Consider the following 19,138-nt stretch of genomic DNA (forward strand, 5'->3'; position numbering starts at 1 on the left):
TCGGAAGCAATTTAACTGGTCTGCGCGCGAATCGAGGGCTCCTGCGCGCGAACGGAGCTTGTCTGCGCGCGAATCGGGGCTCCTGCGCGCGAACGGACCTGCTCTGCGCGCGAACGGATCTGGTCTGCGCGCGTTTACAAATGAGCTTGCTCTCTTCTCCAATTTTTGAGGCATTCGATGGCTGGCTACTTATATACGCACGACAATCTAAGCGACAAAAAAAATGGCTTAATCATCGAAACGGATGATTAAGCCATTTTTTTATGTGGTAAGGCTGTTTATGTCCCAGCCTCTTTTCTATCATCCTTAGCCGCGACCGGCTTGAAAGGATGGATAAAGCGACATGCCACCATCAGCAAACAATGTATGCCCTGTCACATATTTCGCCTCTTGTGAAGCAAGCCAAACGGCGAGAGAGGCAATCTCTTCTGGTTCAGCGATGTATCCCATTGGTATCATTTCTTCTACGGAAGCACGTTGCTCTGGATCGGCAAATTTTTCAGCATTAATGGGCGTATTGATGGCACCAGGCGCAATCGCATTCACGCGAATTTTCTTTGGTGCATATTCCATTGCGAGCGTTTGTGTCATCATTTTCACCCCGCCCTTACTGGCAGCGTAATGTACGAAATGCGGCCACGGAATGATCTCATGTACGCTTGACATGTTAATGATGTTTCCTTGAACATTATGCTCTAGAAAATAAGAAATAGCTTCCCGACAGCCTAAAAACTGACCTGTTAAGTTCGTTGAGATGACTTTATTCCAATCATCAAGGGAAAGCTCATGAGAAGGTACTTCATTTTCCAAACCGGCATTGTTAAGAAAAATATCTAACGATCCAAATGCCTCAAGCGTTTCTTTTAATAGCGCCTTTATATCTGCTTCCTTCGTAACATCTCCTTGAACAGCAATGGCTTGTCCTCCAAGATCTTTCAGTTGCCCAAGTAATTCTTCAATGCCAAGCGCATTATTCTCAAAGTAGTTGACAACAACGTTGCATCCTTCTTTTGCAAACCGCTCAGCACATGCCTTACCGATGCCTGTATTTCCGCCTGTAATAATAACCGTTTTTCCTTGTAAATCTTGATACATCGTATTATGTCACCTCTGTTTTAGCTTTTCGTAAATCCAAGCATTACGCCACCAATAATGATGAACAAACAGCCAGCAATGATAAAACCGACTTGTTTCTTAGATTTCTTCTCTTTCAAAATGAATATTCCGCCAAGTGTGGAAATAATAATACCGGTTTGTGAGAGAGAAAAGCTTGTCGCGACCCCAATTTTCGGTAAAGAAAGGAGAAGCGCGATATTACCTGTGCTCCACAGTAAACCAGTTAAAATATTTCTTATAGCAAATTTATTAAATGGTTTCCCGCTAAAGGTTAAGAGTAAACCTCCGATAAACATACCGAGAGCTTGAGGTAGGATGGCTTCCCAGCCGCCGACATTAAACCATCGAACGATGACAACATAGCCAACATAGCCAGCTGTTGATAAGATTAAAATTAAAAATCCTTTACTCGTTTGTTCCGAACCGCTCTCATCATTCGCTTGATCTTTAACAGACGTAAAGACGGCACCTAGAATAATAATTACGATTGCAATAATACCCACAATAATTTCTGTGGATGTTTTCCATTCATGAAAAACAAGCACCCCGAAAAGTGACGTTCCAAAGAGTTGCATACCAGTAGATAGAGGGACAATTTTTGAAACCCCTAAATGATCTACACTCGCAAATTGGAAACGTTGTCCGACAACCCAGAACATCCCTGAAACAATTCCGACGATGAAAACGAGAGAATTGATATGAGGATGTACGATAAAATAGGTTACGATGGAGAATACAAGTGCCCCAATCGTCATACCAAGTGTTTGGCTATAAGAGTTCCCTCCAAGCTTTTGGCTGACAAGGACGATACTTCCCCAACACACCGCTGTAAGTACTGCTAAAATAATACCCATATCCATTTCCTTTCTATTCTTGCTGCAACACACATAGTATTTGCATCTTCCCGATGTTTCATGAAGCTAAACAAAAAAAACAAAAAACCCCACCAGTAAATGATGGGGAGACGTCCACTTCTTATTGATTCGCTCGAAAATTCTTGTCACCACCAATAAAAATCGGTGTGGCAAGATGACGAATCCGTTCCATGATCCTCTTTGCTTTCGCTTCTTCCAATCCACCCTTTTGCGAGTAGGAAAAGTGTTCTTCAAGAAATTCAAAATCGTAATTGGAAGAGTACAGAGTAGGCAGCCTTTCCATCATTCTATATTGAAGGATGACACCTATTATCTCATCTCTTACCCAATTGGTCATGTTTTCTGCTCCAAGATCATCTAACATGAGAACAGGCACGGTTTTCAGCAATTCCATTTTCTCGTTGAATGTCCCGTCTGACAAGCTACTCTTCATCTCCCGAAGAAATTCGGGCGTATGAATGAGCAAGGACGAGATACCACGTTCAGCAAGGGCATTCGCAATGGCACCGAGAAGGTACGTTTTTCCAACGCCAAATTTCCCATAAAAGTAAAGACCTTTGGCTTCTTCTTTGGCGCTGAGCTTCTTGACAAAAGCCATCCCTGCTCCAATTGCTTCTTTCCGATCTTCATCAATGCTTGTTAAGTTCGTAAAAGAAGCTTCCAAAATATCTTTCGGAATAAAATAGCTTTGCATCCGAGCAGACAATGATTTTTGATGCTCATCCTGCTTTTTAAGGGAACACTTTTCGTAATAAATACTTAATTGATTTTTCTCCACTTCAAGATGAGGCTGGTAGCCTGCCATCAGGTTGGGACACGCTTGCAAACCAGGGCATTGACTACATTGCTTTTGCTCTTTACTGTATTCATACAGCTTCGTTAATCCTTTTTCAATACTAGCGTCACTCAAGGTAGGATAACGACTTAAAAAAGAGCGGACAAGTGGGTCTTGTAGCACTTCTCGCTTGATTCGGTCGTATTCTTTTTGAAATTGATTAAAGCCTGGCATCGTTTTAACGGCATCTTCAATCGAATCCATAGTTTCTCCTCCTTAAGATGCTAAAATTCTTTCAAAAGATCTTCTAGCCATTGTTGATTCTTTGCTTCAACTTCCTGACTTGGCGTGCTGTCTTGCGTTGTGCGATCCTTCTTTTCTTGGCTTTCATTTGTATCTTTTAACCAATCCGGCAATCTTGCTTGTTTCGTTTGGCCACGTGACGCTCTTCGTCCTTGTGTTGATTTACGCTCTTGCCACTCACGATACTTTTTTTGCTCCATGCGAGCAAGCGTCATCGCTTCTGGCACCGTTTGAACTTTTTTGCGTGCCCAGTGGCTAGCAATTTTTTCAACAAACGAGCGAATGAGCTTCATATCACTCGTCTTCATAACATAATCGAGCAATACATTAACAACACCTGGCTGGAGCTTTTGATCCATTAATAAATACGCAATAATGGATACATCCGCCTCTGCCGGTCGTGCACCTGATTGAATTTCAAGCAATTGATAAGGCGATACTTCCTCGAAAAAACGAATCATCTTTTCCTCATCTGTTTGAGGCTCTTCTTGCACCGTTTTCAAATGATGTGGTTGCGTTTTTAGTGCCATATGAGGTAGCCCATTGTTATTTTCAATTCGATACCACTTTTGAACTTCTTTTCGTAAGTGCTCTTCTGTTAATTCACCGTGTGAATGATAGGCATTTTGAATTTGGCGACTCATTTCAAGCGGCCCCATCCGATAAATATACGCAAGCTTTTTAATTGCTTCCTTAACTTTCGGTGTAAGTACGTCTTCTGGAATAATAAAACTCGATAGCGTCGTTTGTAAAAGATCAAAATCAAATGCTGCATTGGAGAAGTCTAGCTGTCCCCCGCTTGTCCGATCCATCACATGTTGCTGACCTTCATGAATTTCTGAATATACACCTGCCGTCATTTCTGACGGATGCAGTGAAATAAAGACATCACTAAAGGAAGCTGTCGTTTCCTGAAAAAGTGAAACATCCTGATCATCCGCTTGAAAGCTTTCTTTCATTTCCAAATACTTTGTTTTGCCAAGACGATTGTATAAATAAATATTTAATACGCCATCATTAAAAAAAGCAGAAGGCGATAACGGTGTTTGTAACTGATACAAGTAATTTCGCTCTGTTTCATTTTCCTGCTTAAACGACTTCAGCAATCCTATCGCCTCTAGCCGCTTGCGAGCAGCAATGATATCTTTTAATGAAAACTGAGTAACGTTCATCAATCGTTGATGCGAGTGCCTCTTGGCATTGCCCATCTCTGCATCACACCAAAACGTCATATATAAACTGTAGGCAAAGGCTCCTATTAACGGTTGGTACAGCAAGGTCAATACTTTACGGTCTAGATGATCCAAATAACCGCTACATTGAGCTTCATACGTATCCACCGGGAGAATTTCTTTCCAGTGTCCACTCATGTTCCTCACCTTTCAAACGTGTGTCCTATATTTCTGATAAAAAAAAGCGTAAAACGAAAAGCTGTCTTACGCAAGATTAACGCTCATCTTTTTTAATTAGTTCTTTCAATTCCTGAATAAAAACATTGATATCTTTAAACTGGCGATACACAGAAGCGAAGCGGACATACGCTACTTCATCTGTATCTGCTAAATAGTCCATTACTTTCTCTCCTACTTCTTGACTGTTGATTTCAGGAGATCCTTGATTTCGTAAATCTTTTTCAATATGATCAACAATATTTTCTAATACTTCAAGAGGAACGGGACGTTTTTCACACGCCTTAATGAGACCACGTAAAATCTTTTCGCGACTAAACTCTTCACGAATCCCATCTTTTTTAACCACAATAAGCGGAATTTCCTCGACTGTTTCAAATGTCGTAAAGCGATACGTACAAGATTCACATTCCCGTCTGCGACGAATCGAGCGCCCTGAATGAACAGGACGAGAATCAAGTACCTTTGTACCGTTAAACTGGCATGACGGACAACGCACTGCAAATCAACTCCATCAACTAAATAAACTGCTCGTTATTATTATCTTAGACAAAAGAGTGGCACGTGACAAGATGTAATTATTCTCTATTCACATATCCTACCTCTATTACGGTCATACTTCTTTATTTTCTCAAAGCAATAGCGCATTCGTCAATTCTTTTTCACCGTAATGGCACTAAAAAAAGAGATGCTTCCACATCTCTTCTTTGTACCTTGTTTGCTATTGGTTTGCGACTGCCTTGCTTTTAGCCGCCATAATTGGTCCCATACCACGCGGAACCTCCAAATTTTCACGGCTATCTGCTTCTAAAGCCTGTGAAATATAATCGGCAGCTACATTGGGATCAATGCGATCTCCACAAGTGTATACGTCGATACTTGCATAACCATGCTCTGGAAAACTGTGAATCGTTAAATGTGACTCCGAAATAATAACGACCCCACTTACGCCATGCGGCGCAAATTTATGAAAAGCAACTTCACGAACCTCAGCACCTGACTTTAGAGCAGCATCAACAAATGTTTCCTCGATGTATTTTAAATCATTGAGCTTTTCGCTGTTACAACCCCACAGTTCGGCAATTACGTGTCTTCCCATTGTATCCATATTTAGCATAGTCCCCCTTTAAAAAATGTCATGCCCTTTCAAGCATGCGGTACTGAGCTCCTACCACGGGGGAAAGTTAGTCCAGAGAGGTCCTAACCCTTTAAGTAGAATCCAGCGTCCGAATCATAGTATACTTGTTTTATTTATACATTTCAACATAATCTAGAATTTTTTTCATTAATTTAACATAAAAAGAAGTAAAAGTGCTTTCATGCTGTAAAGCACGTAGCAAAAAAAGCAGCTCCGCTCAAGGGAAGCTGCTTTTTACACGTTATGAGATGAAAAAGTAACCTTAGGAAGGAATTTTTTGTTCTGCTGTTTGCGAAAGGCCAGAAGCAACCATGCTAGCTAAATCAACGACACGACAAGAGTAACCCCACTCGTTATCATACCAAGCAAGTACTTTTACCTTTTTCTCTTCTATTACCATCGTTGACAATCCATCAATAATGGACGAATTTTCATTGCCGTTATAGTCAATTGAAACGAGTGGTAGCTCATTATAGCCAAGAATGCCTTTTAATGGGCCTTCTGCCGCTCTCATTAGTACTTCATTTACATGTTCTTCTGTCACTGGCGTTTTTACGTCAACGACTAAATCAACCAAAGACACGTTAGGTGTAGGCACACGAAGTGACATACCATTTAGCTTGCCCGTAAGATGCGGAAGCACTTTAGAGATGGCTTTAGCAGCACCTGTAGATGTAGGTATAATAGACTGACCACACGCACGTGCACGGCGCAGGTCTTTATGTGGGTTATCAATGTTCTTTTGATCGTTTGTATACGCATGAATCGTCGTCATCATACCAGACTCAATGCCAAAATGATCATCAAGCACTTTTACGACAGGCGCTAGACAGTTAGTCGTACAAGACGCATTTGAAATAATATGATGTTCACTCGGATTGTAATCGCTATCATTTACACCCATAACAATCGTAATGTCTTCATTTTTACCCGGAGCAGTAATAATAACTTTCTTAGCACCCGCTTCTAAATGATATCCTGCTGTTTCTTTACATTTAAACTTACCGGTTGCTTCTATAACGATATCAACCCCAAGACCCTTCCAAGGAAGCGCTTTCGGATCGCGAGAATTTAAAAGAAGTACCTTTTGATTGTTGACCATTAAATACCCTTCATGCGGTATAACTTCACCTTTAAAGACACCGTGAATAGAATCATATTTAATCATGTGCGCTAACGTTTCTGGAGAATAGCTTGCGTTGATCGCTACTACTTCAAACTCGTTGTCCTCCATCATTTTACGAAATACCATTCGTCCGATGCGCCCAAGTCCATTAATCGCTACTTTTGCTTTCATGGTTTGTTCCCTCCAAAATAGGTTATACTTTTTTTATCTCTTTCTAGAATTAGTATAGCATATTGAAACAAAAAAAGAACGGTATTTTATAAAAATAGGCAAAAAAAACCTACTGTTCATGACAGCAGGCTATAAAACGTCCCATTTTATCAATTGTTGGCGAACATTTTCCCATAATTCTTCTTCCGATCCGTTATTATCAACAACAGCATCTGCCCATTTTTTCTTTTGCGCAAGCGGCAGTTGAGACGCAATGCGCGCTGTCGCTTCTTCTTTCGTTGAATGATCGCGCTCTATTAAACGCGCTAATTGAACATCTTCTGCAACATAAATGAGGAGCGTCACATCTACCATATGCGTAAGCTTGCTTTCAAAAAGCAAAGGAATATCCATCACGACATGAGGATAACCTTGCGCTAAATAGCTTTCCGCCTCTTTTTTTAATTGGGCACGAACAGCTGGATGCACAATGGCATTTAATTGTTGACGCTTTTCTGCACAGTTAAAAATAATCGACCCTAGCTTTTTCCGATCAAGTTCCCCTGTAGAAGTAAGCACCTCATCACCAAATACAGCGACAATTTGCCGAAGCGCGTCGGTTCCTTTTTCAACGACTTGTCGAGCCGCTATATCTGCATCACAAACCGGAATGTTCCATTCTTTTAAATAACGAGAAACGGTACTTTTCCCGCTCGCGATCCCTCCTGTTAAACCAATGATCATCTGAATATCGTTCCTTTCATTGCAACTTCAATAGTCCCATTAGTATTAAAACGATGCCCGGTAAGTAGCTGACGTTTTTCATCCAAGCTAGCTTAGCAGCTGCATACCCTACTTTCATGCCAATGACGACAAACAAAGAGCTCATCATAGCAACTGCCAGCGCTGTTGCAAGCGGCGGTAAGTGGAGAAGTGCTGCTCCGATCCCGGCACCAAAAGCATCCAAAGACAAAGCAACGCCTAGTAAGATGGCTTCGACACTATTAATGGATCCCGAACGGTCCACATCTGCCATTGCTGGCTTTTTAAGTATTTGAATCATAATGCCTAAGGATTTTATTTCTAATTTTACAATAGTCTTTTCTTTCCGTACAGTTTCCGGCGCCTTCGATTGAAAGGCTTGATATAAAAAATAACCACCAAGACCGATTAATAAACATCCTCCTACGATCTTTCCAGCATGAGGAGAAAGTACATGTTGAAGCACGGTACCAAAGCCCATCGATGTATAAAAAACAATCGCAGAGCATAGTGAAATAATTAAAATAGAGGATAATGGTATCGTTATTTGCTTCATACCATACGTTAAACCTGTTCCAAAGCTATCTAAGCTAACGGCAAAAGCAAGGATCAGAATAGAAATTGACATCATAATGAAACAAACGCTCCTTTCGCTACAGCTGCTGTTGCAGTGTATGAAAGAAGCGTTCATTGTGTTATTTTTGACAGTTTGTACAAAAATGCGTGCCACGCCCTGCAATAACGGTGCGTTCGATTTCACGACCACACGTCAAACAAGGCTGACCTTTTTTTCCATACACAAACAGCTCAAGCTGAAAGCTACCTTGCTTTCCTTCACTATTCGTATACGAGCGAATCGTGCTGCCACCTTTTTTTACTGATTCACCGAGAATGGCCACGATTTTTTCATGAAGAACACCTAACTGCGCAAGCGTTAACGCTTGTGCCTTTGTTTCTGGGTGAATGCCGGACGCAAACAGAACCTCATCCACATAAATATTTCCAAGTCCAGCAATTAATGATTGATCGAGCAGTACGGCTTTAATGTTACGTGTTGTTTTTTTAAACAGTGCTTGCATAACTGTCGGCGTGAGTGCTGGATCAAACGGTTCAAACCCCACATTGTTGAGAGGAGGCGCCGTTTCTTCTTCACCTTGGCGATACAGGTGCATCGTACCAAATTTCCGCACATCATGATAGCGAAGCTCTGTTCCATCTGTAAACGAGAAAATGACGTGCGCATGCTTATTCAGCGGCTCCTCGTTATCATGTAAGCTATACTTTCCTTCCATGCGCAAATGAGACACAATCACATCTTCTGACAACACAAGCTTTAAAAACTTACCGCGCCGCGTTGTTTCTAGAATGGTTTGACCGCTCAATCGCTCTTTAAAAGCATCGATTTCATATTTTACAATGTTGGGCCAACGAACGGTTACGTTTTGGATCGTTTTATTGGCCACAAGTTTGTTTAATGTATTTTTGACATTTTCAACTTCTGGTAGCTCTGGCATAGGAGGCAACTCCTTTTACTTCTTTTTATTTCGCATCATACCATGTATTGCCGCTATTCATATCCACCTTTAGTGGAACGTCAAGCGCTAATGCTTGTTCCATCACACGCTGTACCACTTCTTGAAGCTTCTTCACTTCTTCTTCTGGCACTTCAAAAATTAATTCATCGTGTACTTGCAGTAACATCTTTGCTTGCATACCTTCACGTTGTAACGCTTCATCCATTTCAACCATCGCCTTTTTAATAATATCGGCTGCTGTTCCTTGAATCGGCGTATTCATCGCTGTGCGTTCAGCAAAGCTGCGCAAGTTAAAGTTTCGACTCGTAATCTCTGGTAAATAGCGACGACGATGAAGCAAGGTCGATACATAGCCTTGATGTTTCGCTTCACTTACAATGCGCTTCATATATTCTTCAACGCCAGGGAACGTTTGTAAGTATTGATGAATGAAGTCACTTGCTTCTTTACGCGTAATATTTAAACTTTGCGATAAACCGTAATCACTAATTCCATACACAATTCCAAAGTTAACAGCTTTCGCATGACGACGCATTTGAGACGTTACTTCCTCTTGCTCTACGTGAAAGACATCCATCGCTGTTTTCGTATGAACATCCATTTCTTTTTTAAAGGCTTCCATTAAGTTCTCGTCCTGAGAAATGTGCGCTAAGACACGAAGTTCAATTTGCGAATAATCCGCCGCGAGAATTTTCCAACCTTCTTTAGAAGGAATAAAAGCCTCACGAATTTTACGTCCAAGCTCTAAGCGAATCGGGATATTTTGCAAATTCGGCTCTGTGGAGCTTAAACGACCCGTTTGTGTTAACGCTTGGTTAAAGCGCGTATGAATTTTCTTCGACTCAGGATGAACGACTTTTAACAATCCTTCAATATAGGTTGAGCTTAATTTTCCAAGTTGGCGATAGAGTAATATTTTCTCGATAATCTCATGTTTATTCTCAAGCTTTTCAAGCACGTCAACAGATGTACTATAACCTGTCTTTGTTTTCTTCTGCACGGGTAAGCCTAGTTTTTCAAATAAAACTTCTCCAAGCTGTTTCGGCGAATTAATGTTAAAAGCAACACCAGCTAACGCATGAATATCTGCCTCTAATGTAATCAGAGTAGCTGTTAGTTCTTTCCCCATTTGTCGCAAACGCTCCAAATCGATTTTCACACCGAGCGTTTCCATTTTTGCTAATACGAGTGAAAGCGGTAGCTCTAGGGAAGCAAATAAATCATATTGTTCATTTTCCTTTAAACCTTTTAGCAATGGTGCTTGTAAGGCATAAATGGCTTTTGCTTTACGAACGGTATGCTCCATTAATGCTTGCACATCAGGTGCTTTGCGCTTTGCTCCTTTTCCATACACAGCATCTTCATGATCAGGTGGCGATAAGTGATGGCGAATAGCAATGCTAGCAAGCTCATCACTTGATTCGGACGGATTTAATAAATAGGAAGCAATCATCACATCAAAAGAAACACCATGTAAGGAAAGTCCCGCCTGCTGCAACGCCACATAGACACGTTTGCCATCAAAAACGAATTTTTCTTTGTCTTCGTTTTCGATCCATTCTTTAAACAAGGCAGAAGAAAAAGCAAGATCACGTGAAATGTAATAATTCCCTGTTTCATTAACGATAGCAATACCAAGCGTTTCTGCTCCATGATACGTTTCTGGCATCGTTTCAACGATGAGCGCAGCGGGGGAAGCTAAGACGTCTTCCGTAATGTCCTCTACTTCTTCAAAGGACAGCGCTTCTTGCTCTACTTTCACCTCTGCAACCGCTTCTCCACCTAATCTCTCAATAAGCGAGTGAAAGCCAAGCTCTTTAAAAAAGGGGAAAAGTCGCTCGCCGTCATACCCGCTATAGCTTGTATCTTGTAATGACAATTCGAGCGGTGCTTGACATTCAATCGTTGCGAGTTGCTTGCTCATAAGCGCTTGCTCACGGTTCTCAGTTAGCTTTTCTTTTAATTTAGCACCCGACACATCTTGAATATGCTCAAGTACCGCTTCTAAACTGCCAAATTGCTTGATCAGTTTAATGGCTGTTTTTTCACCAACTCCAGGTACGCCAGGGATGTTATCAGAAGCATCTCCCATCAGCCCCTTCATATCAATGATTTGCTGTGGCGTTAAGCTATAGCGCTCCTCAATCAGCGCTGGATCAAAGCGGTCGATATCGGTTATTCCTTTTTTCGTTAACGCAACAGTCACATCATCCGTGACGAGTTGCAACATATCTTTGTCACCTGTAATAACGGTCACTTTCCACTTTTCATCGTGCGCTTGTCCTGATAACGTGCCGATAATATCGTCCGCTTCATAATTAGGAAGCTCATAGCGTTTAATACCAAACGCATCTAACAATTGCCGAATAAGCGGAAATTGTTCAGAAAGCTCAGGTGGTGTTTTCTGACGTCCGCCTTTATATTCTGTAAACGTCGCATGACGAAACGTTGTTTTGCCAGCATCGAATGCTACTAACACGTGATCTGGCTTCTCTTCTTCTAAAATCTTTAGTAGCATCGTTGTAAAGCCATACACGGCATTTGTGTAGACACCTTTATCATTGTTTAAAAGCGGCAATGCAAAGAACGCCCGATACGCAATACTATTTCCATCAATTAATACTAATTTATGACCCAACTTAACAGACCTCCACATTAGGTTTCTTCCTCTTATTGTACCACCGCTGTTCCCCAAAAGAAAATAACATAAGAACCAACGTTCTCTATACAAAAAAAGAGAGAACCCATAAGGATTCTCTGTGAAAGGGGGTAACAATTGAAAAAGGATACTTTTAGTATACAAGGGCTTTATGAAGGAAATCCGTTAGCGATGTTAATTATTTGTAAACTTCTTCCGAAACACAAGCGTAAAGGTCGAGCCTTCACCAACCTTACTTTTTACGTGAATGCGCCCATGATGCGCTTCCACTAAATGCTTGACAATGGCTAAGCCTAGCCCCGTTCCCCCAGAGTTACGGCTACGCCCTTTATCCACACGATAAAACCGTTCAAAAATCCGGGAAATTTCTTCTTTTTTAATTCCAATCCCCGTATCAGATACTGAAAAAGTAACCTTCTCGGCACTTTCCTTCAGCCGAATGAGAACACGGCCTCCAGCAGGAGTGTAATTTAGCGCATTGTTAATTAAATTGATAAATACTTGCTTGAGGCGCTGTCCATCCCCTTCTACTGTCGTAGCACCTTCTACTGCAAACTTAAGCGCAATGCCTTTTTCTTCTGCCTTCGGTTCTAAAATTAAAAGCACTTCCTCTACAATCGTAGCAAGTGAAACTTCCTGAAGCTCAAGCGCGTAGCCTTGCTCCGCTTTTGACAAATCTAACAAATCTTGAATCAAGAGCTGCAGCCGTTCACTTTCCTTCCACATGATTGTTAAAAATTTATCACGAATATCAGGTTGATCTGCCGCTCCATCTAATAAGGTTTCAGCAAATCCTTTTAATGAAGTAACAGGCGTTTTCAACTCGTGTGAGACGTTCGCAACAAAGTCTTTACGAATTTGCTCTAATTTTTTTAATTCCGTAATATCATGAAAAACAAGTACGATGCCGCGGAGCTTGCCAAGATTATTTAAGACAGGTGCACTGCTCACATCAAAATGCTTTCGTTCAATATGAATGGGTAAAACGACTTGCTTACGAATATTCGTTTCCATTAAGAACGTATCTTCTACAAGATCAATGATCTCTTTATGCGGAAACACTTCGTGAAACAAATGACCTGCCCATGACTCTGTATGCTCTTTAAATAGTTCTTTAAAGGCGCGATTTACAATCGTAATGCTTCCGTTTTTATCAATAAGAATAACGCCGCTGCCCATATTTTCAATGAGTGTTTTTAAACGATCCTGTTCTGAAGCATACGACTTTGTCATTTTCGCAAGATTGCGTGCTAACACATTTAATGAGTAATTCAACTCTCCAACATCGCCTTTATACTCGTACGTGCGCGCTTTAAAGTTACCGCGTGCCAGTTCCTTTGCCGTAGTTGTTGCTTCTTCTACAGGTTTAATGATCCGATTCAACACCCGTATGGAGACGATGAGCACAATGACCAGTGTGACTAAAAATCCAAACGAGAGAAGCAACCAAATCCACCGTTCACTTTGATTGGCGACTTTCTCTGGAATGACAAGCTGCATAAAGCCAACAGACTGATTTTGCTCAATGGGTAGCGTGTATAAGTTATTGGCTCCTTCTTTCGTCATTGTCAAACTGTCGTGTTTAATGGACGCAATCTTTAATGGCGCTTGCTCGCTTTCCTTACGTTTCCCATATTGCAGCAGAAGCTTGCCATCTTTCGCATAATAGCGGACTTTCCCTTCTATATTACCCGCTACTTGCTTCATTTGTGCTTCTAATACGTGCTGATTTTGATCTTGTGCAGCAAGCGAAAGCAACATTAACTCGCTTTTATAGTGTTGAAGTCGCTTTTCTTTCACCGTGGAATGCACTAAGCTACCTACCATAAGCGAAAGCAAAATAAAAACGAACATGATGGCAATGAGGAAAAACGTTAATACCCGGTTTTTAAAATCCGGCATTACTGCGGAACCTCCAGCTTATAACCCGTACCCCGAATGGTTTTTATATACATCGGCTTTCGGGTGTTTTCCTCGATTTTTTCTCGCAAGTGGCTAATATGCACATCAACGATGCGTGTATCGCCTACAAAATCATAGTTCCAGACGGCAGAAAGGAGCTGCTCACGCGTTAAGACGCGATTTTTATTTCGTGATAAATACAGCAGCAGCTCAAATTCTTTTGGTGTTAACTCCAGTGCTTGTCCTTTAAAATACGCTTCATAGTTATCTGGAAAAACTTCCACTTCACCAATGGTTAGCTTTTCAATTACATCAGCGGCGTTTTGCTCCATGCTTAGCTGCTGACTTCTTCTTAAGATCGCTTTCACGCGTGCCACGACTTCTCGTGGTGAAAAGGGCTTCGTCATATAATCATCTGCGCCCAACTCTAAACCAAGAACTTTATCAAACTCATCATCTTTTGCAGTTAACATAAGAATTGGTACGAAAATTTGTTTTTGACGCAATTGCTTACATACTTCAAGGCCATCCATTTCTGGTAACATTAAATCTAAAACAATTAAATCTGGAGGCTCAGCAACTGCTAGATTAAGTCCTGTTAACCCATCCATCGCGGTTGTCACCGTAAAGCCAGCTTGTTCTAAATTAAATTGCAGTAACGTAGAAATTGATAGCTCATCCTCAATAACCATGATTTTGCGGCTCATGTTTTCCCACCCTTTTTCTTCATGTTTCTATACATGTATCATACTATGTTTCAGCCATTATCACAAAAGGTCAAAGTTTAAGTTTATGTAAAGAATTCATGACGTTTTCTCATTGTCCGCTCTCTTTATGACAGGAATGAAAGGCACGATAGCGAACTATCATGGTATATATAGAAAAAAGGAGGGCTTCTTTTGTTTACACTTTTTTTAATACTAGGGATTGTCGGTATTATTATATCAGGCGTTTTTATTGGTGCATGGACAAGTGGCGACCAACAAAGAAGTACGTTTCATTCAGAAACAGGAGAACATCGAAGCTTTAGAATACGCGTGGCGCTTTGGTGTGGCTTACTTGGCTTACTTTGCCTCGTGATTGCCTACTTTCTATGGTAAAGCATTAAAAAAACCGGCACGAGGCCGGCTTGTTAGAAATTTTCTAATACTTTTGATGTAATTGATTTGGGTGGAAAAGGTGGGCAGACTACAAGTTCGCCATCCACAACGACTTCTTTTTTTTCGTTATGGGCAGTAACAATGATTTTCACGTGATGCGCTTCAACGTTTACCTCACTCAATTCAAAGTGCAGCGTTACTTTGCTATAGTGATAGACAGGACGTGGAAAGGTTAAACTTTGCTTTTCGATGCTACTTCCTGGTCCAGGCAAATATTTCGAAACCGCAGCTGTAATTATTCCTGTTAATAGAATTTGGGGCACAATTGGTTTTTTAAATGGTGTCATTGCTGCATAGTCATGTTGAATAAACAACGGATTGTTATCATTTGTCATTCCGAGATATAACAGCAAATCTTGATCTTCAATCGCTTGCGTTAATTCTAAGCGCTCACCCACTTGAAGTTCTGAAATCATTCGTCCGAGCTTGCGTTTTTTCCCTAACAGCATCACAGTCATCCTCTCATCCCGCAATTTACGTAAACGCTTACATTTTTCTTATAGAATAAACTCGCCGATCAAGCGAGTTTATTCTATAAGGCTATACGTTTACGCTAATACACTCATCACACTTTTCACTGATTGAGCAGATTGGTCAAGTGCCGCTTTTTCTTCTGGCGTTAAGTCTAGTTCAATAATTTGTTCTAAACCATTTCCACCAACGACCGTTGGAATACCAAGGCAAATCCCCTCATACCCATATTCTCCTTCTAAATAAGCAATTGCCGGAAGAATACGACGTTGATCTTTTAAGACAGCTTCCGCCATTTCCACGAGAGCAGCGGCTGGTGCATAGTACGCACTACCGTTACCTAACAAGTTAACGATTTCCCCGCCACCTGTACGCGTTCGCGCCACAATCGCATCAAGACGGTCTTGTGGAAGTAAGCTTTGTAGCGGAATACCACCAGCATAGGAGTAACGAACGAGTGGCACCATATCATCGCCATGACCACCTAGAACAAATCCCGTCACATCTTTTACAGAAACGTTAAGTTCTTGTGCAACGAATGTGCGGAAGCGTGCCGTATCTAGAATACCCGATTGTCCAATGACACGGCTTTTCGGAAACCCTGATTCTTTTAATACGGTGTATGTCATTGCATCAACCGGATTTGTGAGAACGATAATAACGGCGTTCGGAGAATATTTTACAATTTCCTTCGTTACGCTTTTCATGACTTTCGCATTCGTATTCACAAGATCATCGCGGCTCATGCCAGGCTTACGCGCAATGCCCGCCGTAATGACAACCACATCAGAGTCTTTCGTATCTTCATAGTTCGATGTTCCAGTAATGTTGGCATCAAATCCTTGAACAGGACTCGCTTCTAACATATCGAGCGCTTTTCCTTTAGTTGGATTTTCCGCTTGCGGGATATCGACGAGCACAACATCGCCTAACTCTTTTTGAGCAGCAATAAAAGCCGTTGTTGCTCCTGTAAAACCTGCACCAATAACAGCAATTTTTTTACGTGAATTCATAAGATACGAACCTCCTAGTAAGCTAGCTAATTTAAAAGATTGAGATAAGGTGTAAAGAAAAGGTCCCGACGCGCGGGACCCAATCCTTACATTTTGCTAATAAGTGCGTCTGCAAACTCAGAGCATTTTACTTCAGTAGCGCCATCCATTAGACGAGCGAAATCATACGTAACCACTTTCTCAGCAATTGCTGATTCCATGGAATCCGTTACAAGTTTCGCTGCTTCATGCCATCCAAGGTGTTCAAGCATTAATACACCAGAAAGGATGACTGAAGATGGGTTTACTTTATCAAGACCCGCATATTTCGGAGCTGTACCGTGTGTTGCTTCGAAAATCGCATGTCCTGTTTCGTAGTTAATGTTTGCTCCAGGAGCGATTCCAATTCCACCAACTTGTGCAGCTAGGGCATCAGAAATGTAGTCACCGTTTAGATTCATTGTTGCAACAACATCAAACTCAGCTGGACGCGTCAAAATTTGTTGTAAGAAGATATCAGCGATTGAATCTTTTACGATAATTTTGCCAGCAGCTTCTGCGTCTGCTTGTGCTTTGTTTGCTGCTTCTTTACCGTCTGCTTCAGCAATACGGTCATATTGCGCCCACGTAAATACGTGTTCACCGAACTCTTGCTCAGCAAGCTCGTAACCCCAGTTTTTGAAAGCACCTTCTGTAAACTTCATGATGTTTCCTTTGTGTACAAGCGTTAGGCTCTTACGTCCTTCGTTAATAGCATATTGAAGCGCTGCACGCACAAGACGTTTTGTTCCTTCAGATGAAACTGGTTTAATACCAATTCCTGAAGTTTCAGGGAAACGAATTTTGTTAACGCCCATTTCTGTTTGAAGGAAAGAAATCAATTTCTTCACTTCGTCAGATCCGCTCTTATATTCAATACCAGCATAGATATCTTCTGTGTTTTCACGGAAAATAACCATATCTGTATCTTCAGGACGTTTTACAGGTGAAGGTACACCTTGGAAGTAACGAACGGGACGTAGGCACGTAAACAAATCAAGCTCTTGACGAAGTGCTACGTTCAATGAACGAATTCCGCCACCGATTGGTGTTGTTAGTGGTCCTTTAATTGCGATGATGTACTCGCGAATAACGTCTAGTGTTTCAGCTGGAAGCCATTCACCTGTTTGGTTAAACGCTTTCTCCCCTGCTAATACTTCTTTCCAAACGATTTTCTTTTCACCGTTATAGGCTTTATCTACGGCTGCTTCTAAAACGCGAGAAGCTGCTGCCCAAATATCAGGACCTGTTCCGTCTCCTTCGATATAAGGAATCACCGGTTGATTTGGTACATTTAGTACGCCATTATCTACTGTAATACGCTCTCCATTTGACATGTTGCTTGTCCTCCTATCAAAATCTGTTTCTCTCTTATCCTACTAGATAACCTCTTAAAAGAGAAGAGAGATCTCTCTTCTCTTTTGTTTTCCTTTAAAGGATTAACGTTCTGTTACAGGAATGTACTTCTGCATAGCAGGTCCTGTGTAATCCGCACGTGGACGGATGAGTCGGTTGTTATCATATTGCTCTAAAATGTGCGCAATCCAACCAGATACACGGCTTACCGCAAAGATTGGTGTGAAGATATCATGTGGGATGTCAAGGCTATGGTATACGCTTGCAGAATAGAAGTCAACGTTTGGTAGCAAGCCTTTTTCTTTTCCAAGAAGTTCAGCAAGCTTCACAGACATGTTGTACCACTTTTCTTCTCCCGTCATTTTTGTTAGTTGTTTAGACATTTCACGCAAATGTTTTGCACGAGGATCGCCGTTTTTGTAGACGCGGTGACCGAAGCCCATAATTTTTTGTTTTTGCTCAAGTGCTTTTTGTAAGTAGCTCTCCACTTGATCTTCTTCTTTAATTTCACTCAACATTTTCATAACTTGCTCATTTGCACCACCGTGAAGTGGTCCTTTAAGTGCGCTAATTGCAGCGGTAACACCAGAATACATATCAGAAAGTGTCGCAACAGCTACACGTGCTGTAAATGTAGACGCATTCAATTCATGGTCAGCATGAAGAACAAGTGCCTTATTAAACGCTTCAACTGCTACTTCCTTCGGCTCTTCTCCCGTTAACATGTACAAGAAGTTCGCTGCAAAGGATAAATCGGTGCGTGGTGCAACAGGATCTTTGCCATCACGAATGCGTGCAAACGCTGTTACAACCGTCGACATTTGCGCTTGTAGGCGAATTGCTTTACGCATATTGCCTTCTTTCGTCATATCCTCCGCTTCCGCATCATACATGCCAAGCATTGATACAGCTGTGCGTAAAATTGCCATTGGATGCACATTTTTCAAAGGAAGCGATTTCAAATGGTTAAGTAAATCATCAGAAACAGCGGATGCTGCTGCTAGCTCTTTTTTAAGCTGTGCTAATTCTTGTTCATTTGGAAGCTTTTCGTTCCAAAGCAAATAAACGACTTCCTCAAATGTTGCGAAATCTGCTAAGTCGTCAATGCTATACCCTCTATAAGTCAATACATCGTCGATGATGGAGCTTACAGATGAGGTCGTAGCGACAACCCCTTCTAATCCTCTTGTTGCTGTCATGGTTATCTCTCCCTTTCCTAATTCTCTTTCTCCTTTTAATAGAAAAGCACAAAACCAAGTAATCCTTATAAGTAAGAGCTTACATTTCTAAATAAAAGAAATGCAGACTATTTAAAGGAAGTAGTACATACAAGTTAATTATAAACAAAAAAAAGAGCTTTGTGAATGGAA

General features: G+C 41.3%; 18 protein-coding genes. 1 reads left to right on the forward strand and 17 read right to left on the reverse strand.

Going from position 1 to position 19,138, the window contains the following annotated elements; genetic code table 11:
- Positions 1-306: 306 nt before the first annotated feature.
- The 13 genes from A374_RS09290 to A374_RS09350 form a co-directional block, all read right to left on the reverse strand.
- Entirely contained in the window at positions 307-1,095 is a 789-nt protein-coding gene (locus tag A374_RS09290; RefSeq protein ID WP_007201944.1) for a glucose-1-dehydrogenase, read from the reverse strand.
- A 20-nt stretch (positions 1,096-1,115) separates the two neighbouring features.
- Positions 1,116-1,970, reverse strand: coding sequence for a GRP family sugar transporter (locus tag A374_RS09295; protein WP_007201945.1), 855 nt, complete (start codon positions 1,968-1,970; stop codon positions 1,116-1,118).
- 121 nt (positions 1,971-2,091) lie between these two features.
- Positions 2,092-3,030 carry a primosomal protein DnaI gene (gene dnaI, locus A374_RS09300; protein WP_007201946.1) on the reverse strand — a complete coding sequence of 313 codons (939 nt, stop codon included), beginning with the start codon at positions 3,028-3,030 and terminating at the stop codon, positions 2,092-2,094.
- 20 nt (positions 3,031-3,050) lie between these two features.
- Entirely contained in the window at positions 3,051-4,439 is a 1,389-nt protein-coding gene (locus tag A374_RS09305; RefSeq protein WP_007201947.1) for a replication initiation and membrane attachment family protein, read from the reverse strand.
- A gap of 76 nt (positions 4,440-4,515) precedes the next feature.
- Complete coding sequence (gene nrdR / locus A374_RS09310; RefSeq protein WP_007201948.1) at positions 4,516-4,977, reverse strand: transcriptional regulator NrdR; 462 nt, start codon at positions 4,975-4,977, stop codon at positions 4,516-4,518.
- A gap of 222 nt (positions 4,978-5,199) precedes the next feature.
- Positions 5,200-5,586 carry an adenosylmethionine decarboxylase gene (gene speD / locus A374_RS09315; RefSeq protein WP_007201949.1) on the reverse strand — a complete coding sequence of 129 codons (387 nt, stop codon included), beginning with the start codon at positions 5,584-5,586 and terminating at the stop codon, positions 5,200-5,202.
- 292 nt (positions 5,587-5,878) lie between these two features.
- Positions 5,879-6,913: a glyceraldehyde-3-phosphate dehydrogenase gene (locus A374_RS09320; RefSeq protein ID WP_007201950.1), complete on the reverse strand. Its 1,035-nt coding sequence runs from the start codon at positions 6,911-6,913 to the stop codon at positions 5,879-5,881.
- A gap of 129 nt (positions 6,914-7,042) precedes the next feature.
- Positions 7,043-7,642, reverse strand: coding sequence for a dephospho-CoA kinase (gene coaE, locus A374_RS09325; RefSeq protein ID WP_040340494.1), 600 nt, complete (start codon positions 7,640-7,642; stop codon positions 7,043-7,045).
- Between the two features lie 10 nt (positions 7,643-7,652).
- Complete coding sequence (gene ytaF / locus A374_RS09330; RefSeq protein WP_007201952.1) at positions 7,653-8,285, reverse strand: sporulation membrane protein YtaF; 633 nt, start codon at positions 8,283-8,285, stop codon at positions 7,653-7,655.
- A 64-nt stretch (positions 8,286-8,349) separates the two neighbouring features.
- On the reverse strand, positions 8,350-9,168 hold the full coding sequence (gene mutM / locus A374_RS09335) for a DNA-formamidopyrimidine glycosylase (RefSeq protein WP_007201953.1): 819 nt from the start codon (positions 9,166-9,168) through the stop codon (positions 8,350-8,352).
- Positions 9,169-9,193: 25 nt separating this feature from the next.
- The gene (gene polA / locus A374_RS09340) at positions 9,194-11,827 is read right to left on the reverse strand and encodes a DNA polymerase I (RefSeq protein ID WP_007201954.1); all 2,634 of its coding nucleotides are present in this window, start codon (positions 11,825-11,827) and stop codon (positions 9,194-9,196) included.
- Positions 11,828-12,022: 195 nt separating this feature from the next.
- Complete coding sequence (pnpS, locus tag A374_RS09345; protein ID WP_007201955.1) at positions 12,023-13,750, reverse strand: two-component system histidine kinase PnpS; 1,728 nt, start codon at positions 13,748-13,750, stop codon at positions 12,023-12,025.
- Positions 13,750-14,457 carry a response regulator transcription factor gene (locus A374_RS09350; protein ID WP_007201956.1) on the reverse strand — a complete coding sequence of 236 codons (708 nt, stop codon included), beginning with the start codon at positions 14,455-14,457 and terminating at the stop codon, positions 13,750-13,752. The genes pnpS and A374_RS09350 overlap by 1 nt, the downstream gene beginning before the upstream one ends.
- Positions 14,458-14,649: 192 nt before the next feature.
- Here A374_RS09350 and A374_RS09355 point away from each other — a divergent pair, with 192 nt between their 5' ends.
- On the forward strand, positions 14,650-14,850 hold the full coding sequence (locus tag A374_RS09355; RefSeq protein WP_007201957.1) for a DUF5316 family protein: 201 nt from the start codon (positions 14,650-14,652) through the stop codon (positions 14,848-14,850).
- 32 nt (positions 14,851-14,882) lie between these two features.
- Here A374_RS09355 and A374_RS09360 read toward each other — a convergent pair whose 3' ends face one another.
- From A374_RS09360 to citZ, 4 genes are all read right to left on the reverse strand, one after another.
- Positions 14,883-15,356 carry a MaoC/PaaZ C-terminal domain-containing protein gene (locus A374_RS09360; RefSeq protein WP_040340505.1) on the reverse strand — a complete coding sequence of 158 codons (474 nt, stop codon included), beginning with the start codon at positions 15,354-15,356 and terminating at the stop codon, positions 14,883-14,885.
- Between the two features lie 102 nt (positions 15,357-15,458).
- On the reverse strand, positions 15,459-16,394 hold the full coding sequence (gene mdh / locus A374_RS09365) for a malate dehydrogenase (RefSeq protein ID WP_007201959.1): 936 nt from the start codon (positions 16,392-16,394) through the stop codon (positions 15,459-15,461).
- 86 nt (positions 16,395-16,480) lie between these two features.
- Positions 16,481-17,749: an NADP-dependent isocitrate dehydrogenase gene (gene icd, locus A374_RS09370; RefSeq protein WP_007201960.1), complete on the reverse strand. Its 1,269-nt coding sequence runs from the start codon at positions 17,747-17,749 to the stop codon at positions 16,481-16,483.
- 102 nt (positions 17,750-17,851) lie between these two features.
- Complete coding sequence (gene citZ / locus A374_RS09375) at positions 17,852-18,967, reverse strand: citrate synthase (protein ID WP_007201961.1); 1,116 nt, start codon at positions 18,965-18,967, stop codon at positions 17,852-17,854.
- Positions 18,968-19,138: the final 171 nt, after the last annotated feature.

Source organism: Fictibacillus macauensis ZFHKF-1, assembly GCF_000269865.1.
Classification (GTDB): Bacteria; Bacillota; Bacilli; order Bacillales; family Fictibacillaceae; genus Fictibacillus_C; species Fictibacillus_C macauensis.

What these genes read in the sequence shown, in the direction of transcription:
- A374_RS09290 (WP_007201944.1), bottom strand. Translation starts at nt 1,095, where the DNA reads ATGTATCAAGATTTACAAGGAAAAACGGTTATTATTACAGGCGGAAAT.
- A374_RS09295 (WP_007201945.1), bottom strand. Translation starts at nt 1,970, where the DNA reads ATGGGTATTATTTTAGCAGTACTTACAGCGGTGTGTTGGGGAAGTATC.
- dnaI (WP_007201946.1), bottom strand. Translation starts at nt 3,030, where the DNA reads ATGGATTCGATTGAAGATGCCGTTAAAACGATGCCAGGCTTTAATCAA.
- A374_RS09305 (WP_007201947.1), bottom strand. Translation starts at nt 4,439, where the DNA reads ATGAGTGGACACTGGAAAGAAATTCTCCCGGTGGATACGTATGAAGCT.
- speD (WP_007201949.1), bottom strand. Translation starts at nt 5,586, where the DNA reads ATGGATACAATGGGAAGACACGTAATTGCCGAACTGTGGGGTTGTAAC.
- A374_RS09320 (WP_007201950.1), bottom strand. Translation starts at nt 6,913, where the DNA reads ATGAAAGCAAAAGTAGCGATTAATGGACTTGGGCGCATCGGACGAATG.
- ytaF (WP_007201952.1), bottom strand. Translation starts at nt 8,285, where the DNA reads ATGATGTCAATTTCTATTCTGATCCTTGCTTTTGCCGTTAGCTTAGAT.
- mutM (WP_007201953.1), bottom strand. Translation starts at nt 9,168, where the DNA reads ATGCCAGAGCTACCAGAAGTTGAAAATGTCAAAAATACATTAAACAAA.
- pnpS (WP_007201955.1), bottom strand. Translation starts at nt 13,750, where the DNA reads ATGCCGGATTTTAAAAACCGGGTATTAACGTTTTTCCTCATTGCCATC.
- A374_RS09350 (WP_007201956.1), bottom strand. Translation starts at nt 14,457, where the DNA reads ATGAGCCGCAAAATCATGGTTATTGAGGATGAGCTATCAATTTCTACG.
- mdh (WP_007201959.1), bottom strand. Translation starts at nt 16,394, where the DNA reads ATGAATTCACGTAAAAAAATTGCTGTTATTGGTGCAGGTTTTACAGGA.
- icd (WP_007201960.1), bottom strand. Translation starts at nt 17,749, where the DNA reads ATGTCAAATGGAGAGCGTATTACAGTAGATAATGGCGTACTAAATGTA.
- citZ (WP_007201961.1), bottom strand. Translation starts at nt 18,967, where the DNA reads ATGACAGCAACAAGAGGATTAGAAGGGGTTGTCGCTACGACCTCATCT.